Source organism: Bradyrhizobium sp. Pa8, from assembly GCF_052588265.1.
This window is the reverse complement of record NZ_CP176767.1, coordinates 1,953,536-1,979,352: the sequence shown is the minus strand read 5'-3', so window position 1 is coordinate 1,979,352 and position 25,817 is coordinate 1,953,536. Positions and strand designations below refer to the sequence as shown.

Here is a 25,817-nt window from a genome sequence, read left to right as displayed (position 1 = left end):
CCCCATCGTCGATGGTCAAGGTTGGCGCGCCAAGCCGTGCAAAATGGCGTATACTCGCAAACCGGTAGTATTACAGCCTGGCAAAAAAAGCCTCTCGGAACAAATGCAACGCAGCGTCCTACGTTGGGAGGACGTCGCGATGCAATTGTGCATCACAACCAGAGGGGAAGTTGTTATGAAGCGACGTTCATTGCTCTTGGCATTGTGTTCTTCCGCTTTCATCTCTGCACCGGCACTGGCCGATGAGGTCAAGCAGGAGGCCGAAAAAATAGCCGTCGCCTACACCGACTGCGTCGCCAAGAAAGACGCGGCCTGTGTCGCTGCGCTCTATACAAAGGATGGGGTCCAGATCAACCCGGGCGGTGTGTTTTCCGATCTCAAGACCGTATACGAAAACAACTTCAAGAACGGCACCGATCATATTGAGATCAGAGTCGGCAACATGTCGGTCGTCAACAACGATCTGGTCGTTGCCAACGGCGAGACCGACATCTTCGGCAAGGATCCTAAGAGCGGTGACGCCACCAAGGTCACGGTGTTCTGGGGTTCCATCAACATCCGTGAAGGCGGCGCTCTAAAAAATCCGCCAGTTGACCGTCGGCATGAAGCCGCCCCCGGCTAAGGAAGCCAGCGCCGAGAAGAAGTAGGACGTCATCATGTCATAAGTCACCGCGCGCCCATCCTCTTTTGAGGGTGGGCGCTCTTGTTGCACGGCGATCCGAAAGCGAAATACGCGAGCCTCGATCGCGGCGAGCGGCTGCCGGCTAAAATCAACAATGAGGACTACGCACCAATCTTCATCTTGCGTTCATCGGTGCAACCCTACAACTTCGGCGCAAACGGCTTGTAGGTGAGGAAGATATCCTTTGACCCGATGGCCGCTGCGATCATGAAAAGCGCGGGGTGCGCCGTATGGATCTCGGCGATCTTGGCCAGATCCCCGCGATTGGTCAGCTCGACGATTGACGGGACATCGACTGCTGAGGCGGAAAGCGCTTCGGAGAGCTTGAGCAGCTCCTGGCTCGAAACGACCGACAAAATGAGACGCATTTCGCGCGCAAATAGTGCCACTTGGGTCGAACCACTGAAGACGAGCCCTGCCCTATGCGAGGTCAGTTGGCCCACCGCTCATAACGGTCTGGTTTCTGGTTCGAGTCCTGCCGGGCCCACCACGCTTCGCCCAGCGGGCTACGCGTGGCGCAGCCGAGCGGAGAACGTGAGGGCGAAGCGTGGTGTCCGGCGTAGCTTGAACGAAGTGAGAGCGAAGACGGACGAACTGCTGCGAGCGATTGAACTGCACCTATCGCCGACCACCGCAAGAACAAAATCGTCAGTTGGGCGTTATCTCCGCGCTATGGGGCCGTTTCGCGGAGGGTCGAACGATGGACCCCAATCGAGCAGCCTTAGTCCTATGTGGTATCGTTCTGGCCATCGCCATTGGATCGACAATCACGTCAGATCGCGTCGATACTCGTACGGCCAGCAACGACGCACCTCCCGGCACAATAGGACTAGCTCGGCCACACCCGCCGCTGGACCGCGCGGCCGGTGAACCGATACAAACGGTCGGCGGCCCGCCTAGCGCGAGTATTCGGCAGCGCCACTGACCGAACACCGCCGCAATGCGCGGCCTCGCCGTTCCTCAGTCTGGCGGCGCGAGCCGCTTCGCGGAGCTATGGCGGGTTGCTGATCGAGCAGAGACGGTTGCCTAAAGCGCGATGAGATCAGGATGAATCGTCATCGCGCTTTGGGTTGTTGTTTGAGCATGACCTCCGCGCAAACGCGTTCCGCGTTTGTCGCGAGGGAAAACCGCCGCGCATTTTGACCTAGCGCGGCCCTTCGGATCCGGATCATGCTCTAGCTGGATCGATCGACGAGGCCTACGCTCATGCCACTGCGCCAAGCCATGGCAGCCCTTGCGCCTCTACGTCGACCAGCTCATTCAGGTCCGCTTCCAAGTCCAACACGATATCGCGAAGCAGAGTCGCCGCCACCGGGTCTGTCGTTTCAAGCGCCATCAAACGAAAGCGCTCGACCTCGTGCCAGCGCTCCTTCCACTCGCTGCCAGTCATGGCTCCCCCATGCTCTGATCCCCCAGCGGGCAGCGGTATTGGTTCCTCAAACTGTGAAATTATTGCGGCACGATGGGGCATAGTCCCTGTCCCAACGCCGGGTGCGGCGGACAAGGTGAGCACGGGACAGATGCCGAGCCCTGCCGGGAAAGGGGGCCGTCCGAGCGTTGAACCGAAGTGACGCGCCGGCCGACCTATGAATTGGTGTTCGGCGGACCACCTTTGGATGAGGTGCCCGATGTCAAAAGCAAAAGAGCTTGCCGACCGAGCCCGAGCGTTTGAAAAACGCGCTGCGACGGCGATCGATCTTTCATCACGAGAACACTATCGTGAGATGGCCGCACACTGCCGCGCGCTTTCCATCGAGCATCGCGAAGCCGAACAATTGCAAAAGCTTTCCCAGGCTGGATTTGAACAGCTGGCAAAGAGGAGCAGCCTCCCCTCATTTCAAAATGCTGATCGACCAACCTTTCAGCGCGCCATGGCGGTGGGCATAGTGCTCTGCGTCGCTTTTGTCGCAGTCAGCTTCTCATTGCGGCCGCAGGCGGCTGACGATCGCGTGCTGGTAAAGGCGGATCGCCTCATGCGGACCGCCGGCGATCCATCCAAGGTGAGATAGTTCGTCCCTAAGATCGGCGGAGTTGCTCGTTGGAGAGGTTCCCGGGATTGCGGTGACCGTGCACTCAATGAGTCAGGCGGCTCGCATCATCTCCGAAAGCGGACGAGGCATGCCGAGCTGGGCGGCGGTCCCTTGGTGGCTGCCCGGCAACCGCGCTCATTCAACCACCTCGTCGGCGCGTAACAGGAATGACTCCGGTACTTTCAGACCGAGTGCCGTGGCGGTCTTCAGATTGATGACGAGGTCGAACTTGGTCGGCTGTTGGACTGGCAAGTCGGCGGGCTTCGCCCCGCGCAAAATCCTGTCGACAAAGGTGGCAGCAAGCCGCCATAGGTGGGTTGCGTCCACGCCGTAGGACATCAGCCCGCCCTCATCGACGAACTCTCGGTATTCAAACATCGTTGGAATTCGCGCGGTCAGCGCTCGGGTCGCAATGGCGAAGGTGAGTGGGACGCCGACGGCATAGAGTGCGTCCGCACGGTCCCTGAGGGTCTCGAAAGCCGATGCAACGTCCTCTGCGCGCCGGATTTCCAATATCGTCGCCTCGAGGCCGAGCGTGGAGGCCGCCGCCTGCACCTCATCCATCCTGTTTTTGAAACCGGGGCTATTGGCATTGACCATAACGGACAAGCGGCGGAAACCTGGGACAACCTCGCGCAACAGCTCGAGGCGCTTGCCGGCCAGACTGATGGGGTTGAGCGCCAGGCCGGTCGCATTGCCGTCCGGTCGGGCCAAACTTGCGACGAGGTCGCTGCCAACAGGGTCGCCAGAAATGGAGACAATTGGGATGAGCGATGTCGCACGTTTTACCGCAAGGGTCGGAGATCCCCCCACCGTGACGATGACATTCACCTTGAGCCGGACGAACTCGATCGCAATTTCGTTGGAGCGTTCGGTATGTCCCTCCGCAGAGCGATACTCGATCGCAACGGTCCGCCCCGCGATCCAACCGAGTTCGCGCAACCGATCCTCGAAATCCTGGGCCGACCAGGCCGGGCCCAAGAATCCGATGATGGGTAGCTTTCTCGTCTGCTCCGCCCGCGCCGGGCTCGGGCCCATAACCGCGGCAACGCCGACGAGTGTGATGAACTCGCGCCGCCTCATTGAGTTACTCGTTTGAAGCGTCCGACTGAGGCATACAGCCTAGCATCTTTCAACCGGGAGCCGAGCGAGAAAAGGGCTGGCAGCCCGCCCTAGCCGTGCGACGCAATGTCCGCGACGGGTCAAAAACGGCGCTTGGGAAGTCGGCCGGTCACTTCCGGTCCGCCCCGATAAACGGACCACTTCGCAGTTCGCCTGCACTTCGCATTGGGGCCATCAGGAGAAGTAAGCCGTCCTCACTCGATCACTTCGTCGGTACGGGCGAGGAGCCCTGGCGGTACAGCCATGTCGAGAGCCTTTGCCGTTTTGAGGTCGACTGCCAACCACAGCTTGCTTGGAAATTCGATGGGAAGATCTCCCGGGTGTGCCCCCTAAGGATCTTGTCCACAAAATAGCCGGCGCGACTGATCAACCGAGTGAAGAATGATCGCGGCGGCCTTGAACATCTCGATACCGCGATCGACGGGCCGGAATCTGACCATCCGGGCTTATCTTCAGATACTCACCGCGATCGGTGCTGAAAGCTGTGGTGTTGAGCAACGCCAGGCATTGCCCCATAAGCCCTGTTGGGCCCAAACCAGGGAGCCGCGCCGCCAGGGAGCTCAAGGCCCATTCTGCCTGCCGGCGTCAACTCGCAGTCGTTCAATATATCCCTGTTTGGATATTGCGCCTGAAACGAAGCTGGATTTTGAGTCGCCCACGTCGGGCACTGGGCACTTGCAGAGCTTATCGCGCCAATCGATATCATCGCTGCAATAATGGAAGTCCTGAATCCAATCATAATAGTACTCCGAACGGTTGTTGTTGTCGTGCGGAGCGTTCGCGCTGGCTGGAATCGGCTGCTCTGTTGAAAGCGTTTCCCTAGAACTTTTTTGGACAGGGATTACGTAGGTATGCGCTTGAGAAAAGACACGCCGTGGAAAATCACAGCTGCGCGAACGGCGGATCGGCACACTCACCGTTGCGTGAGCCGCACCCCCGTCCACGCATGTCTGAAGTCGGGATCGTGGTGACGGTGCACTCAATGACTCCGGCCGTTTCGCGGATTCGAAGGCTCATGAATCAAATGCAGTGTCACCGCAATTGCGATCCTAGGTCATGCGGCGAGGCTGTTGAAACGAGCCGCCGAAAACCTCTTCCTTTCGCGTCCGATAGATGGTGACGACCTCCCGGCACGCTTTGACATTCAACCGGTGGAAATCGATCTTCAATTGATCCAGCTCGCCAGCGGTTATCCGGTAGTTGGCCGCGCCCAGGAACAGCAGCGCCATCGTGGTGGGCCATGAGAAATCGAGAGACTTGGCCAGGATCAACACCGGCTCGCGATCCTTCTCGATCAATGCCCGTTCCGCGACGTCTATTGGAAGCCCACAGAGCAACGAGAGGGCAACGGTGGTCTCGTTGAACTTGAGAGAGTGAGCAAGTTCGAAGACCTTGTCTTCCGTCAATTCGCCTCTCTCGTGCAGTTTTGCCACCGTGCGTTTCGCCGTGAAGTAATCCTTCGACGCCGGGCCAAACCTGGCGTGAATGGCCCCGGTAACATCAACGACGGCGCGATGGACCTGATTTTCGATATCCGGACGCTCCCTCTTCAGCTTTTGCCGCACCTCTTCGGAGGCTTTGGCGATCAACTGGTGGAAGAGATGTCGAGGAATGTCCTTTCGCAGTCCCACCGACTCGGCGAGGATCGAATCCCCTTCTGACCGCCGCACCAGATGCAGAAATCCGGATTTGGAGAGATTCGCCCCGGCATTCGATGCGACCGAGGTTGCGACCTCGGGAGATCCCCGCACCACCAGGACATCGGTGACCGCTTCCGGGACCGTTTGTCGCTTGGAGATTGCAAGCAAATGTTGCTGGCTCTTGTTCTTGGCACACGCAATCAACGTCTCGGTGTCGAGGCGCTCCGACTGACTGAGAACCGGCCATGCGACATCGATGCAGTCGTCGCTCGCCATCTGCCGGGTCAACGCATAGGGCGCGTTTGAGCTGCATGCGAGCTTTCCTGCGAGCTTCGCCCGCGCGTTCGCTTCAATCTCCTGCGCGAGACGACCGATGACCTCACCGAACGTCCAGATCTGCTCCTCGGAATAAGTGCCGGCGATCAGGATGTCTGCCGCATGCCAGAGCGCCCGCAGACAACTCTCGGGATTTCCTCTCGCAACTGCTTCGTCCAACTCGGCCAAGAATGACGTGATAGCAGCCATTGATGCGCTCGCAGTTTGAAAATGATCGAACGACAAAAGCGGGATTTCAAAGGAATGGGCGATGACACCACCCAGACCTGAACACGCGGTAAAATCATTCCCGCCGCCTTGGATCGGGCATAAGGCCGGCCTAATCAGATCGATCGAATTTTAGGTATTGCCTCACCTGGAGGAAGCGGACGCCGTCAACAACCCGCCCTACATAGCTGCACCCGCGAGGTCACGCGTTCTGACCGGCAGCAGCCTCCGGCAAGCGAAAGATTACCTCGGCTGGGACAGCAGCACGGCCCACCGAATGGTTCGGCTCACGCTTAAGGGATTACGGCGACAGTGCTACTGCGCGCCGGACTCGAATGGCTGCCATTGTAACTGGAGGCGCGACCGGCGTATCTACAATACCAGCAACAGTCCCGAAACCAGCAAGATGCTGAGAATAATTCGCCGGAACAGCGCATCATTGACGCAGCGAAAGACAAAAATCCCGAGCGCCGTTCCTGCAACGAGCGCCGGGATGCCGACGGCGAAGTCAACCAGGACCCTTGTCGACAGATCTCCACGGATCAGCATGAGAACAAGTGCGAATATCTGCATGGCGACGATGAAGGGTTGAACCATTCCGCGCTGTTCGGTTTTCGGCACGCCGTGGATGTCACACCATATGGTCGGTATTGCACCCGGCATTGCCGTCAACCCGCCGACAAAGCCTCCGCCGAAGCCGATCAACGCGTTACGTCCCGCATTCATCTGCAAGCGATGAGAAAGCGCCGGCCGGAACAACGTGTAGGCCGCGTAGCAGGCGACGGCGAGGCCAAAGCTCTCCCTGAAGATCCGGGCGTCTGCAGCTTGCAGCAACCACACGGCGATCGGAACGCCAAGCAATCCGCCGACGACCAGTCCCGAGCTCTGCTTCCAGCGGATGCTTTTTCTCAACGCCCAAAGACCCGCGGCTTGCACGGTGATGCTGCAGGCCATCATCAGCGGGACCGCCTCCCGCGGTGGGAGAACGTGAAGGAGAATCGCGCCGGCCACCGCCGAAAAGGCAAAGCCCGCGAGGCCCGAGACGAAAGCGCCGCAAAACACGGCGATGCTGAGTAGGCAAAACGACGCCATGTCGCCCATGAGCTAGCCCTTCTTGTCTGTCAAATCCTGGAATGGCGAGCTGGCGATCAGTCCCCGGACGACAGTCCGGGCGGCTCGGGCGGTGCGCCGGCATCGCTCTGGCGGGTCGACGTCAATATCGTCGCTGCAAGGATGTGAAAAATGACAACGCAGATGGCGATCGTTACGAGCAGCGTATTCTCGCCCGGCGCCGAAATCCGAAGCTTGCGTTCGGGCGACTTTTCACTGACCGGCATTGTCACGCCCTCCAAAATCCGACCGAGAGGCAAACCGGGGCCACCCATTGTCGGTCAGGTGACGATTCTGTCGAAGGCTGCGCTCTGCCTGCAGCCGTCGCGAATGGTGCAGCGCTTGAAGGAGGCGCCCGAACCAGCCTTCCTTTCGGGAAGCCCCCGTGGAGGCGACAAACGAACTCGCAGAAAACAACGCATCGCTTCTGGTTGAAGCTCTGTTGCCAAACAATGGTACGGAGGATGTCACGATCGACTGAAACATCTTGTGAAGCAACAACCCATAGAACACGCGGGTGAGACGCCGCGCCTTTTCTTCCAAGCGCATGACACAAACACCTTGTGTGAGTGACTGGATACGGCCGGAAGTATCGAGCGGGACGCCGCGCCCCGCTTTAAGGCGAGCTTAATTTGTTCTTATCGTTTCCTTGATTCTGACGGGCGTGCTTGATTTCGGGCCGGTGTACCGGTTGAATATCCGCCTCGCCCGCACCTCCAAAGGCATTGTTTTGCTGTATCAATTTGACGAGTTTGTCCTCGACACCGACCGGCGGGAATTGCGCCGCGACGGACGTACGATCCCGTTGCAGCCTCAGGTTTTTGACGTCCTCGAATATCTGATCCGCCACCGCACCCGGGTGGTGACCAAGGACGATCTGATCAGTGCGATCTGGGGCGGGCGCATCGTCTCGGAGTCGGCGCTCACCACCCGCATCAACGCGGCCCGTACCGGAATTGGCGATTCCGGCGAGGCGCAGCGGCTGATCAAGACTTTGCCGCGCAAAGGCGTCCGCTTTATCGGCACGGTGCGGGAAGCGGCCAAAGAGGTCGAGAACGCGGTCGTACCTCTGAAAACCGAAATCTCCACCCTGGTGGTCGGCCGGACCCCCTCCTTCGCGACGATCGACCAGATGACGCGGCACGTCTTGTCCGGCAAACGGCAGATGGCTTTTGTCACCGGAGAAGCCGGGATCGGCAAGACGGCCTTCATCGCCAAGGCGCTCGAGCAGCTGACGGAACAGGGCTTCGATCAGCTCTATGGGCGCTGCACCGAACGATTCGGAACAGACGAAGTCTTTCTTCCACTCATCGATGCGCTGGTGAGCCGTTATCTCGCAAACGGTCCGGAATTGATTTCGGCAGTTCGCGCCCACGCCCCCACCTGGATCCTGCAATTGCCAGGCGTCATCGACGCATCGGAACGCGCGGCCTTCCAGGACGAAGTGTTCGGCGCGACGCGCGAGCGGATGCTGCGCGAATTTTGCGATCTTCTGGAAGCGCTGAGCACCGGCCGCCCCTGGGTGCTTGTTCTCGAAGATCTGCACTGGAGCGACTTCGCGACACTCGACGTACTGTCTCGCTTCGCGCGCGGGAACGGCAAGGCGCGCGTGCTGGTCCTCTGCTCGTATCGTCCGGCCGACAGTTCCGTCGGCGGGCATCCCATCCCTCGCCTGCACCGGGATCTCGAGATTCATGGATATTGCAGCGAATTGCGCCTCGATCGGTTGTCGCGTCCGGAGGTCGAGCGTTACCTGGCATTGCGCTTCGACGACCAGGAACTTGCCTCCAGCCTGTCAAAGCCGGTATTCGAGCGAACGCTGGGACATCCCCTGTTTGTTGCCACGCTGCTCAAGCACTTGATCGACCAGGAGTCGATCATCGAAATGGACGACGGATGGCGCCTGTCCTCACAGGCAGTATTTGCGCAAGACCGCATTCCGGACAGCCTCGTGAACATGATCGGCCACGAGCTCGATCGCCTCACCGACAACGAGCGGCGTCTGCTCGATGTCGCCAGCGTTGCCGGCGAAGAATTCTCTGCGGCCCTCGTTGCGGCCGGTCTGTGCGACGATGCGATCGACGTTGAAAGGGACATCGAAGCGTCGATCCGGAAGGATCAAATCCTGGTGCGTTCGGGGGTTTCCGAGTGGCCCGATGGCACATATTCGGGCTCCTACGCCTTCCGTCACATTCTCTATCAGAACATCATCTACCAGAATCTGCCGCCCGGGCGCCGCGCACAGACGCACAAGCGCCTGGGCAACAGGCTGGAGGAGGCCTATGCCGGCCGCACCCCGGAAATAGCGCCCGCGCTCGCACTTCACTTCGAGCAGGGTCGCGACTTTCCGAGCGCGTTGCGTTACCTCCGGGAAGCGGCAAAGAACTCGACGAAACGCCTCGGCCATGCGGAGGCCGCAAGCTATCTTACCCGCGCGCTTGGCATACTCGATCGTTTCGATGCTGCCGACAAATTCTCAACCCGCGTCGCTCTTTTGCGGGAGCGAAGCTGGGCTCTTCGTTCGTGCGGCGACCTCGCCGGCTCCATCCGCGATCTGCGAGACATGATTGCCTGCGCCGAACAAGCGGGCGAGATCAAGCAACAGCTCAACGGCCTCACGGCGGTGAGCAGCCTCTGCTTGCGCGTGGATCGCCACGCATGCCTTGAGGCCGCTGAAGATGTGCTGTCGCGAAGCCAGGCGCTGGCGGACGACACATTCAAGGCTCTGGTCCAGGGCAGCAGCGCGAGCGTCAACCTGTTCCTCAACGGCTGGCGCAAACAGGACGCCACGCTCTGCGACAGGGCGATCGAGCTGAGCGCGAATGCCACGAATTATGGCATCCTGATCAGGCGCAATGGAATATCCGGTATCGTCGATTGCTGGAGGTCGCGGTACCAGGAGTGCCGCCGCGCCGGCACGGAAGGCAAACGGTTGGCGCGTCTGGCCGGCGACGTCTACACTTTTGTTCTGTTCAACGTTCTTGAATCAATCGCGCTTATTCATCTGGGCGAATGGCGCGAATTGCGGCGTGAAATCACGGCCGGCCTCGAACTGGCCGTCAGGAACGCGAACGGCCCCAGCAGCGCATTGTGCCGGCTGACGCTTGCGTGGTTGCACGTCGAAGCGATGGACTTTGATGGAGCCCGCGAGCTCTGCGAAAGCGTCGACGATAGTCTGCTGGTCGGAGATCAGTCGACGTACTTCCACAAGCGGGCCGTCCTTGCCAAGGCCTATGTCGGGCTGAACGACCCGTCGGGAGCTCGCAGGCAATTTGACGACATTGAGCGCCGCAGGCATGAAGAAGGCATCGACATCGAATTTACTGCCGCGACGCAGGTGTATCATTGTCTCGGCGAATATTACTTGCAGGTTGACGACTTTACGCAGGCTGAGAGCTGTGCGCGCCAGCTCCACGACTATGTGGCCACGGCTCCGGATCTCAATCACCTGGCCCAGGCCCACGGACTGCTCGCGCGTACTGCGCTTGCCATGGGCAATTCAGCGGAGGCTCGGTTGCAGCTGTCCCGCGCGCTGGAGATCGTCGACAGTGCCGACTTCCCGATTGCTTCCTGGCGGGTGTACCGCACGGCCGCCGAGATCTTCGCGAAGTACGGCGACGTCGACAGAGCGGCGACGTATCGCATGCGATTTGTCGAGACCGTCCGAGGGCTCGCGCAAAATTTCGAACCCGGGGATCGGCTGCACAAGAGCTTGCTCGCCATGTTGGCGACGCGAACAGCGCAGCTGGAAGCAATGACCTCTCTGCCTTCGCGGCCCGACAGTGCACGCCATTAACCTGATCCGCCTCGGCGCGCATGGCGGCCAGGTCTGCAATCTGCCGTTCAGTCGGTCGAAAATGGCGCTAAACTGTGCGGCAAGTTGCGATGAAAATGGCTAAGCTACTTTGAGCTTCGCGCCGCGCGCCAATCCTTGCGAACGCCGGCGAGGTCGGATGCTCAGCATATCATCGGGTTATCCCCGTGGTCGCAAACTCCACCCGGTTGATCCGAGGGCACTGGCGCAAATGCGTTGTGGGCCGGCGCAGCGATCGATCGCTCGCCCTCGATGCGAGAGCTCGCGACCACGCTCTGTTCGGTGTGCCGATCGCCGGTGCGGTGCTCACGCGCCTGGAGCGGCGTGCTGAAGATTGCGGTGACGACCAGTCCGGTCAATAAGGCCTTGGACAGGACTGACCCGATGGGATTTTTGAATGGTGTCATCGTGGTGGTTCCTTTCGATTGGGTGATCTCCCGCGAGAGATCCGATCCACCACTCATAGACGTGCGTTGTCGCGCGCTTATTCCCAAGTCACAAAGTAGTTTCCGAGGCGCGTACAATCTTCTCGGACACGAGACAGAGCTCCACGCCAGATTCGGTTGCCTGCATCGAACTTGAATAAAAGTTTAGTTGGCCGAGAAACGGACGTGTCCACGCGGTGCGAGGCGAGCCTTGTCGAGGCTGTGACGGCGAGACCGAAAACGCGCATGGACCCACGGCGCGTATAGGACCATATTACCCAGGCATCACTTTGTTCGAAGAGCAGGGGATTGATCGAATGTACGCCAACATTCTCTTGAGCACGGACGGATCGGACCTCGCGCGAAAAGGCGTTGAGCATGGCATTGCCTTGGCGAAGGCCTTGCACGCCAGGCTGACGATCATCACGGTGACGGAAGCGCTGCCGGTCGACTATGGGAGCGGACACGCCTCTGGATGGATTCCGACGCAGGAGGAGGTTGACAGCTATGACGCAGCCTGCAAAGCCCGTGCGCGCAAGGTGCTCGATGAAGCGCGCGCCATGTCGGAGCAGATCGGCACGCCTGCGGAACTCCTGCACGTTCCGAATGCGCACCCGGCGACTGCGATCATTGAAACAGCAGAGTCGAGAGGCTGCGACCTGATCGTCATGGCCTCTCATGGGCGTCGCGGCCTCAGGAAGCTGTTTTTGGGCAGCCAGACGTCCGAGGTCCTGGTCCACGGAAGCATTCCAGTGTTGGTCGTGCCGAAGCCGGCATAGGGACTTACCCGGCGCCGCCTGGCTGTTTCGCTGAGCTACTGTACAAGAAACGTTGGCCGCTCTCACGCGGCAGGAGAATTTTATGGTCAGTGAAAAAGGCCCGAACATCAAGAAGAAGCAGAAATGCAAGAATTGCGAGGGCAAAGGCTTGGTCAAGAAGGGCGACAAGGTGGTGAAGTGCCAGCGCTGCAAGGGCACAGGCGTGCGGTGAGGCTCGCGCGGAAGCCACTGGCATTCCAGCCGGCAATATCAAGCTTCGTGCACGCATTCCGGGCGATCCATCACAGAAAGGTCGTGAGCTCATAAGCCAGCACGGCTCCGCCAAGACTGCGCCGCCATGGGTTCACCCCGCGGAAAATCTCGTCGAGGGCCCAAACGATGAGGCCGCCCTTGAACACGATGTCCAGGGCAATAGCGGCAGTGCCCCGCGTCTGCCAGACCCAGCGCAGGACACCGGCCACGATGACGACCCAGAGAACGAGGTTGGGGGCCTGGGCGATCGTGATGTCACCGGTTTCGCGATTCCGAAAGAACCATTGCAGGAACCTGGACATGATCGCGCTCGCCTTTCCGAGCGCGAGGATACTCGAATACTCCGGTCGCCGCGATTGCCGCCGTCCCGATGTTTGCGATCGAGGGCCGCATCAGGTCTTTCGCGGTTTGGGGAGATGACGACGGCAGCGCTCGATGGCTTGCCATCGACGGGCCGCGCGTGCGTCCCGACGCATTGCGGCTTCTTCGGTGAAGCAGTCACATCGAACAAGGGCGCCGTCGCCGGCGCCCTTCATCGCTTGCCGCTCAATCCCGGCTGCGATGCAGCACGTGCCGTTGCTGCTGCAGCGTGTAGGCCCGCATCGGGTTGATACCGCAGCTCTCGTTGGTGCCGCTCGCGGTGGCGCGGCACTGCTCATAGGTGGAAAACTCGCAATTGCCGGGGTAGCCCGATTGGCGGCCCTGCAGGCAATAATTGTCTTGCACCTCGGTTGCGGACGCGGCGGTAGAGGATGCCGCGACGGTCAGGGTGGAAACAGCCGCAAGGACGGCGATGGCAAGATGACGATGCATGAGGGAACTCCTGTGTAGCGCTCGCTGGATGCGAGAACTCTCGTAAGCTAACGTTTCAGATCTCGAATGCTTCGCAGGCGGCGAGATTAAATCGCTGTTATGTGCCACAGCGGCGGCACGCCCGTGCTCCGCTCCACCACGCACTCCGCACCATCGATAACGTAGAGTGCGTGACGAAAATCCCTGATGGCGGCGGGCTTGTCGCCGACCAAGCACGTACCGAATTTGGTCCAGCCGGCGGCGCGCGACCTCACAGCTCCGGTGGCCAGCCCGATCGCTCGGCTCGACGCAAAGACGACTTTACGATCAGGCGATGGAAGGGTGCGATTCCCGCGATATAGGCCCGCCCTCCCAAATGATTGAAGGTCACGACCGTTGTGGCGACAAGTCGGCGGCACAAAGCGGACTCTTCAACCAAAACGGACAAGCGGAAGTCGAGATGACGATCGTCCTCGCCAAGAATGATCTCATGACGACGCCGATCGTAGACCCGAAAGAAATCGATCCTGTCGGTCGCAACGTCATCGCGCAACTCAGACGATGTCTTAAGACCAAACCCCGCAACCAAGGTGTCCCTTAGAGCCACTAGCCAGCCAACCCACCGCGGCTGCCCCATAAGCATATGAGTGGCGAGGCGCTCGGCGTCGCCCGTCGCATTGCTCGGCAGATCGATCGCGAATGCGTCAGCGAAGCCCGCCTTGGCGTAGAGCGGCTTGAGTACCGAACGTTGCGGCAAATCCACTCGAGCAACGTGCGCCATAGATGTTCCGCCCGGACTGAATGGAAGCGAAGAGGTGGCGGAGACCAATAGCACCAGCGGGGCTCTCCAACAAGCAGCGAGGCCACCGGGCAGGTCGATGCCCCTTCCCGCTCAGCGGTCATTGAAACTGAAGCGCAGACTACGCTGCCGGCCACGCAGGTGCGGCGGATGGGTCACTACGTACACTCACCCACTCACCCTCCATCCACCACGCACTCCGCACCATCGATGACGTAGGCTGCGTGACGAAAATCCCTGATGGTGGCGAGCTTGTCGGCGGACCAGTTCAACAGCATGAAATATTTCGGCCGCCCGCGCGGCTCATTCGGATCGAACACCAGGATCGCGGGACGTCCTTCGACCTGTCCGGTCACCAGGTGCCAGTCGCTGATCTTCGAATAATTGCCGAAATAGCGCGACACCTCAGCCTTGCCATTCAGCCTGGTGCGGTTGACGAGCTCGAGCCTGACGTCATCGGCGATCATGGCGCGGATCGCGTCGAAGTCGCGGGCATTGAAATGGCCGACATAGGCGTTGAGCCGCGTGCGGTCGGCCTCCGACAGGCCCGGCTGCGGCGCGTCGTCCGGCTCCCCGGCGAACTCACGCAGCTGCGTGCGCCCACGATGCAGCGCGGCCTTCACCGCCGGCAGGCTGAAATCCATGATGTCGCAGACCTCGGCAAGCGAGCAGCCGAGCACGTCCATCAGGATCACGCTGGACCGCTGCGCCACCGGCAGCCGCATGAAGGTGCGCAGACTGGTCGCAGCGATCTGGCGGCTTTCCACATCATCGAGCTGGTCGGCAATCATCTCCACCTCCTCAGCCGAATGCAGCGCCTCCTGCCGGTTGCGGCGGCGCAGGAAATCCAGCGCGGTGTTGTGCGCGATGCGGAAGAGCCAGCCCTCCGTATTGACGACGGGCGTGACCGATTGCAGCGCTCCCATCGCCTTGATCAGCGCATCCTGCAGCACGTCCTCACCGTCGATGACCGAGCCGACCATGCGCGCGCAGTAGCGATGCAGCTTCGGCCGCAACCGCGCCAGCAGCGCCTCGATATCGATGGTGGCCAGTGGCTCTGGCGCCATTGCTCCTCCGCCTCGCCTGGTCAGGACTCGTCCAGCATACGATAGTCGCCGACGATCCTCACATTACGAACCAGCGGCGGCTCGGCGCAGCGGTCGCGGATGCCGTCCTGGAACGCCTGAAACGCCCTCAGTTTCGGGATCGGGCTCGAGCCGTCCTCGGCCGCGGCCTCGACCAGATGGATGAAGGTGTCGTCCTCCAGCCGCAGCGTCAGATAGCGCACGCCGTCCGGCCCGGCCGCCTTCAATTCGGCAAATACGGCCGAAACCAGCTCTGCGTTCCTGTCGGCCAGTTCCGGCTTGGCCCTGTACCTGATCAACGTCCTTTTCATCGCTCGCTCCTTGCTCATGTCGCGACCTGGCTTGCTCATCGCGCGCCATCTTTCCATTTTGGCATTACCTTCCCGGACAACCGGTGCCCCGCTTTCCGGATCAAGCTCGCGTCAATGGCCGCGTCATCCCCAAGGACGTTTGGCGGCCGGAAAAGGATGCGGCCCGGGAAAAATTATTTCGGGGCGCATCGTTTGCCCCTCCGGCCTCGTCTAGCCCGCAGTACGCGCCGCGACAGGGTGGCTCGACACACGGAGAGAGGGCGATGCAGACCCCGACCAATCGCGCGGAGAAGAACTGGGTGCTTGGCGTCACCGCGCTGGCATCCTTCATGATGGCGCTGGACGCCATGATCATTACGACGGCATTCGCGACCATCCGCGCCGAATTCGGCAGCCCGGTCGAGACGCTGCAATGGACCGTCAACGCCTTCAACCTGACCTTTGCCGTGCTGCTCCTGACCGGCGCCGCACTCGGCGACCGTTTCGGTCGCCGCCGCATGTTCGCAGCCGGGATCGCCCTGTTTGTCGTTGCGTCGGCGGCCTGTGCGCTCGCCGGCAATGCCACTGCGCTGATCGCCGCCCGTGCGCTGCAGGGCGCCGGCGCCGCGCTGGTGATGCCGCTGGCGATGGCGATCTTGAGCGGCACGTTCGGTCGCGAGGAGCGCGCCCGCGCGCTCGGCATTTTCAGCAGCATCACCGGATGCGCGCTGATCATAGGCCCCGCCATCGGCGGCTTCATCACCGAACATTTCGGCTGGCGCTGGGTGTTCTGGATCAACCTGCCGATCGGCCTGATCGCGATCGGGCTCGTGCTGGCACGCTTGCGCGAAAGCTTCGGACCGGCTGCCGCATTGGATATCCCCGGACTGTCGCTCGTCGCCCTCGCGGCGCTCGCGCTGGTCTGGAGCCTGTTGCGCGGCAACGCCGTGGGGTGGGCGAGCGCCGAGGTCATGGGCACGCTGATGTCAGGCCTGGTGTTCACCGCCGGCTTCGTGCTCTGGGAATTGCGCGCGGCCGCGCCGATGGTGCCGATGCGGCTGTTTGCATCGCGCGCCCTCGCCGCCGGCATGTCCGCAAGCGTCCTGTTCTACGCCGCGATGTATGGCGTCTTGTTCCTGCTGCCGCAGTTCCTGCAGGCCACGCTGGGCTTCGACGCCTTCGGCGCCGGACTTCGCCTGCTGCCCTGGACCGCGACGCTGTTCGTCACCGCCCCGATCGCCGGCGCGGTCGTCAACAGGTTCGGCGAGCGGCCGCTGGTGGTGACGGGATTGCTGATGCAGGCGGTCGGCCTTGGCTGGATCGCGGAGATCGTGAGCCCCGCGATTGCCTACTCCGCCCTGGTCGCGCCATTGGTGCTGGCCGGCGTCGGCGTCTCGATGGCGATGCCGGCGGCGCAGAACGCGATCCTGAGCTCGGTCGCGGTGGCCGAAATGGGCAAGGCGTCCGGCGTCTTCAACATGGGCCGCTTCCTCGGCGGCATGTTCGGCATCGCTGCGCTGGTGGCGAGCTTCTCGGCCAACGGCGGGGCCTACTCGGCCGCGCATTTCGAGAGCGGATTTGCTGCGGCGATGCGCCTCGCCGCAATGCTGTCGTTGGCCGGCGCGATTGCGGGGCTTCTCCTGCCGGCACGGCGACGGACCGCCGGCGCAGCCGCGCCGCAAGATCCGTGACGCGGCGGATACTGCATCTACTGTTCGCTCCAGCCGAACAGTGAAGCCAATTCCGGAGAGATTATCCAACCAAACTGTCCGCCTATTATCTCCCCCATCAAACAGGGAGACCCCACCATGACCACCCAGCACCCACGCACAGCCATCGTCACCGGCAGCTCGAAGGGCATCGGCGCGGCGGTCGCCGAGCGGCTGGCGCGGGACGGCCTCGCCGTCGTCGTCAACTATGCGAGCGGCGCTGCGCCGGCCGAGGCGCTGGTGGCGAAGATCAAGGCTGCGGGCGGGGCGGCGATTGCGGTCAAGGCCGACATCAGCAAGCTGGCTGACGTGCGCGCGCTGTTCGACGCGGCCGAGACGGCGTTCGGCGGCGTCGACGTGCTTGTCAACAATGCCGGGATCATGAAGGTCGCCCCATTGGCCCAGACCACCGACGAGGTGTGGGACCAGACCATCGCGATCAACCTCACCGGCACCTTCTATGCGCTGCGTGAAGCGGCAAAGCGGCTGCGCGAGGGCGGCCGGATCGTCAATTTTTCGACCAGCGTGGTCGGGCTTTACCAGCCGACCTATGCGGCTTACGCCGCGACCAAGGCCGGTATCGAGGCGATCACCCACATCCTCTCGAAGGAGCTGGGCGTGAGGCGGATCACGGTCAACGCAATCGCGCCGGGCCCTGTCAACACCGAGCTGTTCCACAACGCCAACCAGCACGACATCTCGCCGATCATCGACCGCACGCCTCTCCATCGTCTCGGCGAACCCGACGACATCGCGCGCGCGATCTCGTTCCTGGTCGGGCCCGACGGTGGCTGGATCAATGGCCAGATCCTGCGCGCCAATGGCGGCATCATCTGAAGCCGCATCGTCTGGAGATCATGACCATGAGCGATGCGATCACGGGCGGGGCCCCACGGCGCAGCCCCGCGTCCCTGCTGTTGCCTGGCTTGCGAAATTTCTACGAGATCGCCAATCCCATTTCCTATGCGTTTCTGCGCGTTGCCTTCGGATTGATCCTGTTCACGCATGGCTTGCCGAAACTGCTCGGCGAGTCCCACGGCGCCATGGCCAATCCGTTCGCGAGCTCCATCAATTTCATTACCAATTCATTGCATTTTCCGGCCCCGGTGGCGTTCGGCTATTTCGTGATGCTGCTGGAAACCATCGGGGCCATCATGCTCGCCGCGGGGCTGTTCACCCGCCTCGTCGCGCCGATGGTCGCCGTGCAAATGGCGATGATCTGCCTGATCCATTATCCCAAATGGGCCTGGATCGACCGCGGCATGGAGTACCCGTTCCTGATGGGCCTCGTTGCCCTGCACATGTCGTTTCGGGGCGGCGGGCGATTTTCGGCGGACCGCTTGATTGGACGTGAGCTTTGAAGGCGCGCCAGGCGGCTCTGCCCGCTCCGGCCGCGCGAGGTCTTCACGCCGCCGCCGTTCAATCCCCCCGCACACAACGCCACAGCAAATCGGCGATCTCAGTGCGGCGCTGCGCCCTCGCCTTTGGCGAGGACATGTCGAAGGCGAATTGCGCCTCGAACGTGTGACGGTTGGCGACCGCGAAGAAGCTCAGCGCATTCAGCGTCATGTGCAGCTCGACCGGATCGATGCCGGGCCGGATCGCGCCGCAGGCCGCGCCGCGCTCCAGCACCTTGGCAATCTGGCTGATGCTCGGCTGCGTCATCTCCTTCAGCCTGCGGCTGATGGCCATGTGCCGTCCGCGATGGATGTTCTCGATGCTGACGAGGCGGACGAATTGCGGATGGGCCTGGTGGAAATCGAAGGTGAATTCGGCAAGCCGGCGGATCGCAGCCTCCGGCTCCAGCGCCTCGAGATGCAGATCCTCCTCGGCGGCGCGCATCTCCGCATAGGCCATCTCCAGCACCGCGGTGAACAGCTCTTCCTTGGAGTTGAAATAGTAGAAGATCAGCCGCTTGGTGATGTTGGCGCGGGCGGCGATGGCGTCGGTGTTGCCGCCGGACAAGCCGTTCTCGGCGAACTCCTCGAAGGCGATGTCGAGGATCTCCTGCCGCGTCCGCTCGCGGTCGCGCCGCTTGATCGGCACCGGCTTCGCCGCCCGGACGGGCTGCTTCTTCACACCTGGCATCTGGCCCTTTGGTCCTTCACGGCGGCCGGTCGCGGCCGCGCCCTCCCTCCATAGCGCAATCGATGGCACTTGACATCAATTACCCCATTGGATAATTATTAATTAACCTATAGATTAATTATGAGGAAGGAGACGCATGCACTTGATCTGCGACCGCCGCGCCAACTCCCGACGGCCGCGATTGCCTGTGCAGGGGAGCAGGCCATGACCGCGCTCGGCCTCGCCCATCTCACCGCATTGGAGCTTGCGCCCACGGCGCTGGTTGCCGAGGCGGCGCGGGCCGGGTTTGCCGCGGTCGCGCTACGCTTCATCCCGGCAACCAGCGACGGGCCGGCCTATCCGACGCAGGTCGGCACCGAGGCTCACCGCGCGCTGAAGCGCGTGCTTGACGGCGAGGGCGTGCGGGTCAGCGACGTCGAGCTCATCCAGCTCAAGCCCGGCATCGACATCTCCTCGCTCGCAGCCTGTCTCGAAGCCGGCGCCGATCTCGGCGCCACAGCGATCATCGCTTCGGGCGACGATCCGGATCGATCCCGGCTCACCGCGCGTTTCGCCGAGCTCTGCCAACTCGCCGCGTCCTTCGGCTTGCGCGTCGACCTCGAATTCATGCGCTGGCGCGCGATCGGCACCCTGGCGCAGGCCGCGGCGGTCGTGCGCGACGCAGGGCAGACGAACGGCTCCATTCTTGTCGACGCGTTGCACCTGGCGCGCTCCGGCGGCCGGGCCGGCGACCTGATCCCGCTTCCCGACCATTGGCTTCGCGCCGCGCAACTCTGCGATGCCGTCGCCGAAACGCCGGCAACGGACACGGCCATCATCGCCGAGGCGCGCGCGGGACGGCTACCGCCCGGCGACGGCGCTCTACCGCTCGGCGCACTGCTGGAGGCGCTGCCCGCCGACACCGCCCTCAGCGTCGAGATGCCGTTGCCGGCACTCGACGCGAGAGAGCGGATCGCCACGGCGTTCAACGCGACCAGGAGCCTGCTCGAAGGCAATGCCCGCGGCGCCAAACGCCGCGACTGTCACGCCTGGGCCTAAACCAATGGAATGAACGAGATGACGAAAATCAGGATTGGCGTGATCGGCGCGGGATTGATCGGGCGCAAGCATCTGCGCAAGCTGGCCGAGCATGGCGACTACGAGCTCGCCGGCATCGCCGACGTCAACGCCGAGCAGGTCGCAGCCGAGCAGCCCGGCGCACGCATCTTCGCGGATTACCGGAAGCTGCTCGACGAGGCGCGGCCCGAGGCCGTGATTATCGCATCGCCCAATCAGCTCCACGCCGAGAACGGCATCGCCTGCGCGCGGGCCGGCATCCATATCCTGATCGAAAAGCCGGTCACCGATACGCTCGAGACCGCCGCCGGCCTGATCGCGGAGGTCCGCAAGGCCGGCATCCGGTCGCTGGTCGGGCATCACCGCCGCCATCATAGGCAGGTGAAGGCGCTCAAGGCGCTGCTTGGCGAGGGCCGTATCGGCGATGTCGTCGGCATCTCGGCGATCTGGGCCACGCACAAGCCGGCCGACTATTTCAACGCCGCGCCCTGGCGATCGCAGACCGGTGGCGGGCCGATCCTGATCAATCTGATCCACGAGATCGACTTCCTGCGCTTTGCGGTCGGCGAGATCGTCGCCGTGGAGGCCATCGCCGCGAACCGGCAGCGCGGCTTCGCGGTCGAGGATACCGCCGCCGCGCTGCTCGAGTTCGAGAACGGCGCGCTCGGGACGTTCTTCCTCAGCGACTGCGCGGTGACGCCCTGGACGATGGAGCAGGGACTCGGCGAGGCGCCGGAGTTTCCGTTCAGCGGCCAGAGCAGCTACCGCCTGATGGGCCGCCGCGGCGCGATCGAATTTCCAAGTCTCGATCAATGGACGCAGGAAGGCGGCGCGCAGGACTGGAACAAGCCGATCCAGGCGCAGGCCAATCATGCGGCGTCGATTGATCCTTATGTCGTGCAGCTCGATCATTTCCGCGACGTGGTCCGGGGCGTGACGCCGTCACTGCAACCGGTCGAGGACGGCGCGCGAAGCCTGCTGGTGACGCTCGCGATCGCAGAGGCTGCGACGGCGCGACGGCGCATCGACCTGCGCGAGCGCTACGCGGCGCTCGGGCAAGGCGAGCAGGCAACGACCTAGAGAACGGCTTTCACCACCGTCGGACTGACGCGAGCGGGCCAAGCCCCGCGTGCCTTGATGAATGAAGGCACGGAATGTTCACGCCGCGCCAGCTTCGCACCAGCTTCGCACCGGAAACTGCCACAACGGGACGCTAGGGTCGCGCTCGGTGGATCCCGCAGGCACGGCTGAACGCGAACTGACGGAACGAGAAGGCAAGTGCGATGGACGTCTCCTTCGCGTGACTGAGCATCAGTCAGCAATTTTGCGCTGTCTCCTGTTCCCTTTCTGGTCAGCTTATGAATCGTCAAGAGCGTCGGGCCGCGGCCAAGCAACAATCCAAGACGGTCGCACCTCGACTTTTGCCGCAGCATCTGGAGGCCGCGAAACAGGGCAAATTGCTGTTCGATCTCGGCCGGTATGCCGAGGCCCTGGAATGCTTCGACCTGTTCGCGAAGTTCAATCCTGACGTCGCGGCTCTGCATCAGACGCGCGGCCTTTGCCTGCAACGCCTGGGCCGGCCCGAGGAAGCGCAGGCCGCCTTCGAGAGGTCCATTGCGCTGAACCCCGGCGAGCCGGAGACGCACAAGAACCTTGGGACGCTTCATGCGAGATTTTACCGGTTCGAGCGGGCCTTGGCGAGCATCGATCGCGCGCTCGAACTTCGTCCGAATTTCTCCGCAGCGCTCAACGAAAAGGCGCGGGCGTTGTGGAGCCTGCAATTGCGGGACGAGGCTCTCGCCGCCTTTCGCAAATCGCAGGCGGTCGACCCGGGCAATGCGGAAACCATCTGGAACCTCGCACTCCTGCTGCTCGATCTCGGCCGGCACGCGGAAGCTCTCGAGGCCTTCAACGCCGCCGAGCCGCTGAAGCCGAATTCCGCAGCTCTGTATCAGAAGCGCGGCGCCTGCCTCCGGGAGCTGAACCGGCTCGAGGAAGCGGAGGCCGACTACGCGAAGTCGATCGCGCTGGACTCCAGCCAGGAGGAAACGCACAACAACCTCGGCTCGCTTCACTGGAAGCATGGCCGCATCCCGCAGGCATTGGCGAGCTTCGATCGGGCGCTCGAACTTCGACCGGATTTTGCCGCGGCGCTTTCCAACAAGGCGCTGGTGCTGCTGAATCTGCTGTCGCTGGATGAAGCCTTCGCGGCCTTTCACAGGTCCCTGGCGATCGATCCGAGTCATGCGCCGGCGACCTTCAATCTGGCGACGCTTCAGCTTCTGACCGGAGACTTCGAGCGCGGCTGGCTCGGGCGCGAAGCGCGCTGGCGAATTCCTTCTTTCGGCTTGCTCGATCGCGGTCTTCCCCAATCCCTCTGGCTTGGCAACCAACCGATCGCAGGCAAGACCATCCTGCTGTATTGCGACGAGGGCCTGGGCGACTCGATTCAGTTCGCGCGCTATGTCCCCATGGTGGCCGCGCTCGGGGCTCGGGTCATCCTGGGGGTCCAGCCTCCGATTCAGCGGCTCCTGGCTGATGTGCCCGGCGTCGCGACGTGTATCGGCCAATCGTCTGCGACGTCGCTGTCGTTCGACCTGCACTGTCCGCTTGGAAGCCTGCCGCTGGCGTTCGGGACGCGGCTCGATACGATCCCGTTCGCGCAAGCCTACCTTCCTGCGCCTCCGGCGGCGTGCGTGAAGGCGTGGGAAGACCGGCTTGAAGACCGGCTTGGCCCCCGCAAGCGCTTCCGCGTCGGTCTCGTCTGGTCGGGAAATCCGGATCACAACAACGATCGCAATCGATCGATGGCGCTGCGCACGCTTGCGCCTCTCCTGGATTGCGACGTCCAGTTCGTCAGCCTGCAAAAGGGCGCCCGCGACCAGGACCGGGCCTTCCTCGGAGAACATCCCGACATCGTCGACCTGACGGATCAGATCACGGATTTCACCGACACGGCGGCATTGATTGGCTGCCTTGACCTGGTGATCTCGGTCGACACCAGCGTCGTTCACCTCGCCGGCGCGCTGGGCGCTCCGGTCTGGACGTTGTTGCCCTTCAACCCGGATTGGCGCTGGCTGCTCAACCGCGAAGACAGCCCGTGGTATCAATCCATGAGGCTGTTCCGGCAACCGAAGAGAGGCGACTGGGCCAGCGTCGTGGACCGCGTTCGCGTCGAGCTCGAGGGCCTGGTTTCCGCATGGCGGCCGGAAGCACGGTCACACCAGAGCAAAGCGTCGTCCCCCAAGACACAGGACGCTCTGCTCTCGAATCAGCTCGGCAATCAGCTCTGGCAACTCAGGCGCACGGACGAGGCTGTGCTGCATTTCCAGCGGGCGCTGGAGCTGAATCCGCAATATCTGGAGGCGGCGAACAACTGCGGCATGCTGCTGTTTGATCTCGGCCGGTACGCGGAAGCCCTGGAAGCCTTTAACGTAGTCGAGAAACTGAATCCAAATTCCGCGGCTCTCTATCAAATGCGCGGCGTTTGCCTGCTGGAGGTGAAGCGGTTCGAGGAAGCGGAGGCCGACTTCGAGAAGTCCATTGCGCTGGACTCCAGCCTGGCGGAGACGCACAGCAACCTCGGCTTGCTTCATTCGAGATTGGGCCGAATGGAGCAGGCATTTGCGAGCATCGATCGCGCGCTCGAACTTCGTCCGGATTTTGCCGCAGCGCTCGCCAATAAGGCAGTGGTGTTGTTGAATCTGCAATTGCCGGATGAAGCTTTCGCGACCTTTCACAAATCCTTGGCGATCGACCCGCACGATGCGCGGACGATCTGGAATCTTGCGCAGCTTCAGATGCTGACCGGAGACTTCGAGCGAGGCTGGCTCGGGCGCGAAGCGCGCTGGAGACTCTTTCCAGTCGATCGCGGTTTTTCCCAGTCCCTCTGGCTTGGCGACCAACCGATCGAAGGCAAGACCATCTTGCTCTATTCCGACGAGGGATTGGGCGATACAATCCAGTTCGCGCGCTATGTGCCCATGGTGGCCGCGCTCGGGGCTCAAGTGATCCTGGAGGTCCAGCCCCCGGTCCAGCGGCTCCTGGCTGATGTGCCCGGCGTCGCAAAATGTATCGGCCGCCCGTCTGCGACGTCGCTGTCGTTCGACCTGCACTGTCCGCTTGGAAGCCTGCCGCTGGCGTTCGGGACGCGGCTCGATACGATCCCGTTCGCGCAAGCCTACCTTCCTGCGCCTCCGGCCGCGTGCGTGAAGGCGTGGGAGGACCGGCTTGAAGACCAACTTGGCCCCCGCAATCGCCTCCGCGTCGGTCTTGCCTGGTCGGGGAACCCGGATCACACCAACGATCACAATCGATCGATGGCACTGCGCACGCTTGCTCCCCTCCTGGATTGCGACGTCCAGTTCGTCAGCCTGCAAAAAGGCGTTCGGGATCAGGACCGGGCCTTCCTCGGCGAACGTCCTGACATCGTCGACCTGACGGAACGGCTCACGGATTTCGGCGACACGGCAGCGCTGGTTTGCTGCCTCGATCTGGTGATCTCGGTCGACACCAGCGTCGTTCACCTCGCCGGCGCGATGGGCGCTCCCGTCTGGACGATGTTGCCTTTCAACCCGGATTGGCGCTGGCTGCTCAACCGAGACGACAGCCCGTGGTATCGCTCCACGAGGCTGTTCCGGCAACCGAAGAGAGGCGACTGGGCCAGCGTCGTCGACCGCGTTCGCGTCGAGCTCGAGGGCCTGGTTTCCGCGCGGCGCAGCCGCGACGGTGCGAGCGACGAGCTTGTAACTGCACTTGCGGGCCCCCTCACGCCTCTACCCGATACAGCCTCCACCGCTCCGGCACGCCCTTGAGCTGGTGCATGCCGTGATCCCTGAAGCTGATCGTCGATTGTGCCTTCAGCAAATCCTTGACCGCGCTTGAGACCAACACTTCGCCGGCCCGCGCTTTCGCGGCGACGCGGGTGCCGATGTGGAAGGCGAGACCGACCATTTCGCCGCCGCTGATCGTGTACTCGCCCGCATGCAGGCCGACCCTGATCTCGAGGCCCAGGGTGCGCACGGCCTTCTGGATCGCGGTCGCGCAACTGATCCCGGCAGCCGGCGCCTTGAAGGTCGCCAGCACGCCGTCGCCCGTCGTCACGACTTCCTTTCCGCGCGAGCTCTTCAGCTCCTTGCGGACGGCTGCGTAATAATGGCCCATCACCTTGGTCCAGCGCGCATCGCCGAGCTTCGCGGCCTTGGCGGTGGAGCCGACGATATCGACGATCAGGATGGTGGCGAGCGCCCGCTTGAGATCGGTGCCGCGCTCAGCGGAGCGGCGCCGGAGCGCGATAGCTCCGGCCAGCGGCTCATAGCGATGGCTGCGGCGCCGCGCGATCGCGGCCTTTGCGTAATCCTGGGCACGCTGCGCCGTGCCGCACCGAACTGTCTTCTCCTGCGGCGACCGCGTCCAATAGACCTTGCGCCCGGCACCGGTGCCTTGGACCTCGACGCCGCCCCACTTCAGGAAAACCGCCGAGCCGACGCGCCTGACACACCACGCCTTCGACGTGTATCCCGATACGTTCGACTGATGGACCCCGATGCGAAGGAATTTTGGCATGAACGCGCGGCCAGTCGAAGGAACGTTTGGGCGGAC

At 62.5% G+C, this 25,817-nt stretch carries 24 protein-coding genes and 1 pseudogene; 13 read left to right on the top strand and 12 right to left on the bottom strand.

Annotated elements, in window-relative coordinates; translation table 11 throughout:
- Nucleotides 1–175 precede the first annotated feature (175 nt).
- Nucleotides 176–622, top strand: coding sequence for a nuclear transport factor 2 family protein (locus ACKWRH_RS09005; protein ID WP_445220210.1), 447 nt, complete (start codon nt 176–178; stop codon nt 620–622).
- 200 nt (nt 623–822) lie between these two features.
- Here ACKWRH_RS09005 and ACKWRH_RS09000 read toward each other — a convergent pair whose 3' ends face one another.
- Both ACKWRH_RS09000 and ACKWRH_RS08995 read right to left on the bottom strand, forming a co-directional pair.
- A complete protein-coding gene (locus ACKWRH_RS09000) occupies nt 823–1,125 on the bottom strand; it encodes a hypothetical protein (RefSeq protein WP_445220209.1) in 303 nt (100 codons plus the stop codon).
- A 761-nt stretch (nt 1,126–1,886) separates the two neighbouring features.
- Nucleotides 1,887–2,072 (bottom strand): hypothetical protein, encoded by a 186-nt coding sequence (locus tag ACKWRH_RS08995; protein WP_445220208.1) that lies wholly within the window; start codon nt 2,070–2,072, stop codon nt 1,887–1,889.
- 238 nt (nt 2,073–2,310) lie between these two features.
- Here ACKWRH_RS08995 and ACKWRH_RS08990 point away from each other — a divergent pair, with 238 nt between their 5' ends.
- Nucleotides 2,311–2,691, top strand: a complete 381-nt coding sequence (locus ACKWRH_RS08990) for a hypothetical protein (RefSeq protein ID WP_445220207.1) — start codon at nt 2,311–2,313, stop codon at nt 2,689–2,691.
- Nucleotides 2,692–2,847: 156 nt separating this feature from the next.
- Here ACKWRH_RS08990 and ACKWRH_RS08985 read toward each other — a convergent pair whose 3' ends face one another.
- From ACKWRH_RS08985 to ACKWRH_RS08975, 3 genes are all read right to left on the bottom strand, one after another.
- Nucleotides 2,848–3,795: an ABC transporter substrate-binding protein gene (locus tag ACKWRH_RS08985; RefSeq protein WP_445220206.1), complete on the bottom strand. Its 948-nt coding sequence runs from the start codon at nt 3,793–3,795 to the stop codon at nt 2,848–2,850.
- Between the two features lie 1,088 nt (nt 3,796–4,883).
- Nucleotides 4,884–5,999 carry a DUF2336 domain-containing protein gene (locus ACKWRH_RS08980; protein ID WP_445220205.1) on the bottom strand — a complete coding sequence of 372 codons (1,116 nt, stop codon included), beginning with the start codon at nt 5,997–5,999 and terminating at the stop codon, nt 4,884–4,886.
- 390 nt (nt 6,000–6,389) lie between these two features.
- Nucleotides 6,390–7,118, bottom strand: a complete 729-nt coding sequence (locus ACKWRH_RS08975) for a sulfite exporter TauE/SafE family protein (protein ID WP_445220204.1) — start codon at nt 7,116–7,118, stop codon at nt 6,390–6,392.
- Between the two features lie 141 nt (nt 7,119–7,259).
- Here ACKWRH_RS08975 and ACKWRH_RS08970 point away from each other — a divergent pair, with 141 nt between their 5' ends.
- From ACKWRH_RS08970 to ACKWRH_RS08955, 4 genes are all read left to right on the top strand, one after another.
- Nucleotides 7,260–7,562 carry a hypothetical protein gene (locus ACKWRH_RS08970; protein WP_445220203.1) on the top strand — a complete coding sequence of 101 codons (303 nt, stop codon included), beginning with the start codon at nt 7,260–7,262 and terminating at the stop codon, nt 7,560–7,562.
- A 229-nt stretch (nt 7,563–7,791) separates the two neighbouring features.
- Nucleotides 7,792–10,923 carry an AAA family ATPase gene (locus ACKWRH_RS08965; protein WP_445220202.1) on the top strand — a complete coding sequence of 1,044 codons (3,132 nt, stop codon included), beginning with the start codon at nt 7,792–7,794 and terminating at the stop codon, nt 10,921–10,923.
- Nucleotides 10,924–11,683: 760 nt separating this feature from the next.
- A complete protein-coding gene (locus tag ACKWRH_RS08960; RefSeq protein ID WP_445222358.1) occupies nt 11,684–12,145 on the top strand; it encodes a universal stress protein in 462 nt (153 codons plus the stop codon).
- 82 nt (nt 12,146–12,227) lie between these two features.
- Nucleotides 12,228–12,356: a hypothetical protein gene (locus tag ACKWRH_RS08955; protein WP_445220201.1), complete on the top strand. Its 129-nt coding sequence runs from the start codon at nt 12,228–12,230 to the stop codon at nt 12,354–12,356.
- 70 nt (nt 12,357–12,426) lie between these two features.
- On the opposite strand, the gene ACKWRH_RS08950 is transcribed toward ACKWRH_RS08955, so the two are convergent.
- From ACKWRH_RS08950 to ACKWRH_RS08930, 5 genes are all read right to left on the bottom strand, one after another.
- On the bottom strand, nt 12,427–12,699 hold the full coding sequence (locus ACKWRH_RS08950) for a hypothetical protein (RefSeq protein ID WP_445220200.1): 273 nt from the start codon (nt 12,697–12,699) through the stop codon (nt 12,427–12,429).
- 244 nt (nt 12,700–12,943) lie between these two features.
- Nucleotides 12,944–13,210, bottom strand: coding sequence for a DUF3551 domain-containing protein (locus ACKWRH_RS08945; RefSeq protein ID WP_445220199.1), 267 nt, complete (start codon nt 13,208–13,210; stop codon nt 12,944–12,946).
- A 250-nt stretch (nt 13,211–13,460) separates the two neighbouring features.
- Nucleotides 13,461–13,970, bottom strand: coding sequence for a DUF2867 domain-containing protein (locus ACKWRH_RS08940; RefSeq protein ID WP_445220198.1), 510 nt, complete (start codon nt 13,968–13,970; stop codon nt 13,461–13,463).
- Nucleotides 13,971–14,164: 194 nt separating this feature from the next.
- The gene (locus tag ACKWRH_RS08935; RefSeq protein ID WP_445220197.1) at nt 14,165–15,055 is read right to left on the bottom strand and encodes a sigma-70 family RNA polymerase sigma factor; all 891 of its coding nucleotides are present in this window, start codon (nt 15,053–15,055) and stop codon (nt 14,165–14,167) included.
- A gap of 20 nt (nt 15,056–15,075) precedes the next feature.
- On the bottom strand, nt 15,076–15,384 hold the full coding sequence (locus ACKWRH_RS08930) for a hypothetical protein (RefSeq protein ID WP_445220196.1): 309 nt from the start codon (nt 15,382–15,384) through the stop codon (nt 15,076–15,078).
- A 263-nt stretch (nt 15,385–15,647) separates the two neighbouring features.
- Here ACKWRH_RS08930 and ACKWRH_RS08925 point away from each other — a divergent pair, with 263 nt between their 5' ends.
- The 3 genes from ACKWRH_RS08925 to ACKWRH_RS08915 all read left to right on the top strand — a co-directional run bounded on the left by ACKWRH_RS08925 (nt 15,648) and on the right by ACKWRH_RS08915 (nt 18,433).
- A complete protein-coding gene (locus ACKWRH_RS08925) occupies nt 15,648–17,054 on the top strand; it encodes a DHA2 family efflux MFS transporter permease subunit (RefSeq protein ID WP_445220195.1) in 1,407 nt (468 codons plus the stop codon).
- Nucleotides 17,055–17,171: 117 nt separating this feature from the next.
- Nucleotides 17,172–17,909 carry an SDR family oxidoreductase gene (locus ACKWRH_RS08920; RefSeq protein WP_028158991.1) on the top strand — a complete coding sequence of 246 codons (738 nt, stop codon included), beginning with the start codon at nt 17,172–17,174 and terminating at the stop codon, nt 17,907–17,909.
- Nucleotides 17,910–17,935: 26 nt separating this feature from the next.
- Nucleotides 17,936–18,433, top strand: a complete 498-nt coding sequence (locus ACKWRH_RS08915; RefSeq protein ID WP_445220194.1) for a DoxX family protein — start codon at nt 17,936–17,938, stop codon at nt 18,431–18,433.
- 58 nt (nt 18,434–18,491) lie between these two features.
- On the opposite strand, the gene ACKWRH_RS08910 is transcribed toward ACKWRH_RS08915, so the two are convergent.
- Entirely contained in the window at nt 18,492–19,160 is a 669-nt protein-coding gene (locus tag ACKWRH_RS08910) for a TetR family transcriptional regulator (protein WP_445220193.1), read from the bottom strand.
- 204 nt (nt 19,161–19,364) lie between these two features.
- On the opposite strand from ACKWRH_RS08910, the gene ACKWRH_RS08905 reads away from it, so the two are divergent.
- From ACKWRH_RS08905 to ACKWRH_RS08890, 4 genes and pseudogenes are all read left to right on the top strand, one after another.
- A complete protein-coding gene (locus ACKWRH_RS08905; protein ID WP_445220192.1) occupies nt 19,365–20,198 on the top strand; it encodes a sugar phosphate isomerase/epimerase family protein in 834 nt (277 codons plus the stop codon).
- Nucleotides 20,199–20,216: 18 nt separating this feature from the next.
- A complete protein-coding gene (locus ACKWRH_RS08900; protein ID WP_445220191.1) occupies nt 20,217–21,296 on the top strand; it encodes a Gfo/Idh/MocA family protein in 1,080 nt (359 codons plus the stop codon).
- A 278-nt stretch (nt 21,297–21,574) separates the two neighbouring features.
- Nucleotides 21,575–22,312: pseudogene (locus tag ACKWRH_RS08895) on the top strand (tetratricopeptide repeat protein); the annotation flags it as partial.
- A 6-nt stretch (nt 22,313–22,318) separates the two neighbouring features.
- Entirely contained in the window at nt 22,319–25,030 is a 2,712-nt protein-coding gene (locus ACKWRH_RS08890; protein WP_445222357.1) for a tetratricopeptide repeat protein, read from the top strand.
- On the opposite strand, the gene ACKWRH_RS08885 is transcribed toward ACKWRH_RS08890, so the two are convergent.
- Complete coding sequence (locus ACKWRH_RS08885; RefSeq protein ID WP_445220190.1) at nt 24,984–25,781, bottom strand: adenylate/guanylate cyclase domain-containing protein; 798 nt, start codon at nt 25,779–25,781, stop codon at nt 24,984–24,986. The genes ACKWRH_RS08890 and ACKWRH_RS08885 overlap by 47 nt on opposite strands.
- Nucleotides 25,782–25,817: the final 36 nt, after the last annotated feature.

What these genes read in the sequence shown, in the direction of transcription:
- ACKWRH_RS09005 (WP_445220210.1), top strand. Translation starts at nt 176, where the DNA reads ATGAAGCGACGTTCATTGCTCTTGGCATTGTGTTCTTCCGCTTTCATC.
- ACKWRH_RS08995 (WP_445220208.1), bottom strand. Translation starts at nt 2,072, where the DNA reads ATGACTGGCAGCGAGTGGAAGGAGCGCTGGCACGAGGTCGAGCGCTTT.
- ACKWRH_RS08990 (WP_445220207.1), top strand. Translation starts at nt 2,311, where the DNA reads ATGTCAAAAGCAAAAGAGCTTGCCGACCGAGCCCGAGCGTTTGAAAAA.
- ACKWRH_RS08985 (WP_445220206.1), bottom strand. Translation starts at nt 3,795, where the DNA reads ATGAGGCGGCGCGAGTTCATCACACTCGTCGGCGTTGCCGCGGTTATG.
- ACKWRH_RS08980 (WP_445220205.1), bottom strand. Translation starts at nt 5,999, where the DNA reads ATGGCTGCTATCACGTCATTCTTGGCCGAGTTGGACGAAGCAGTTGCG.
- ACKWRH_RS08975 (WP_445220204.1), bottom strand. Translation starts at nt 7,118, where the DNA reads ATGGGCGACATGGCGTCGTTTTGCCTACTCAGCATCGCCGTGTTTTGC.
- ACKWRH_RS08970 (WP_445220203.1), top strand. Translation starts at nt 7,260, where the DNA reads ATGACAACGCAGATGGCGATCGTTACGAGCAGCGTATTCTCGCCCGGC.
- ACKWRH_RS08960 (WP_445222358.1), top strand. Translation starts at nt 11,684, where the DNA reads ATGTACGCCAACATTCTCTTGAGCACGGACGGATCGGACCTCGCGCGA.
- ACKWRH_RS08955 (WP_445220201.1), top strand. Translation starts at nt 12,228, where the DNA reads ATGGTCAGTGAAAAAGGCCCGAACATCAAGAAGAAGCAGAAATGCAAG.
- ACKWRH_RS08950 (WP_445220200.1), bottom strand. Translation starts at nt 12,699, where the DNA reads ATGTCCAGGTTCCTGCAATGGTTCTTTCGGAATCGCGAAACCGGTGAC.
- ACKWRH_RS08945 (WP_445220199.1), bottom strand. Translation starts at nt 13,210, where the DNA reads ATGCATCGTCATCTTGCCATCGCCGTCCTTGCGGCTGTTTCCACCCTG.
- ACKWRH_RS08940 (WP_445220198.1), bottom strand. Translation starts at nt 13,970, where the DNA reads ATGGCGCACGTTGCTCGAGTGGATTTGCCGCAACGTTCGGTACTCAAG.
- ACKWRH_RS08935 (WP_445220197.1), bottom strand. Translation starts at nt 15,055, where the DNA reads ATGGCGCCAGAGCCACTGGCCACCATCGATATCGAGGCGCTGCTGGCG.
- ACKWRH_RS08930 (WP_445220196.1), bottom strand. Translation starts at nt 15,384, where the DNA reads ATGAAAAGGACGTTGATCAGGTACAGGGCCAAGCCGGAACTGGCCGAC.
- ACKWRH_RS08925 (WP_445220195.1), top strand. Translation starts at nt 15,648, where the DNA reads ATGCAGACCCCGACCAATCGCGCGGAGAAGAACTGGGTGCTTGGCGTC.
- ACKWRH_RS08920 (WP_028158991.1), top strand. Translation starts at nt 17,172, where the DNA reads ATGACCACCCAGCACCCACGCACAGCCATCGTCACCGGCAGCTCGAAG.
- ACKWRH_RS08915 (WP_445220194.1), top strand. Translation starts at nt 17,936, where the DNA reads ATGAGCGATGCGATCACGGGCGGGGCCCCACGGCGCAGCCCCGCGTCC.
- ACKWRH_RS08910 (WP_445220193.1), bottom strand. Translation starts at nt 19,160, where the DNA reads ATGCCAGGTGTGAAGAAGCAGCCCGTCCGGGCGGCGAAGCCGGTGCCG.
- ACKWRH_RS08905 (WP_445220192.1), top strand. Translation starts at nt 19,365, where the DNA reads ATGACCGCGCTCGGCCTCGCCCATCTCACCGCATTGGAGCTTGCGCCC.
- ACKWRH_RS08900 (WP_445220191.1), top strand. Translation starts at nt 20,217, where the DNA reads ATGACGAAAATCAGGATTGGCGTGATCGGCGCGGGATTGATCGGGCGC.
- ACKWRH_RS08885 (WP_445220190.1), bottom strand. Translation starts at nt 25,781, where the DNA reads ATGCCAAAATTCCTTCGCATCGGGGTCCATCAGTCGAACGTATCGGGA.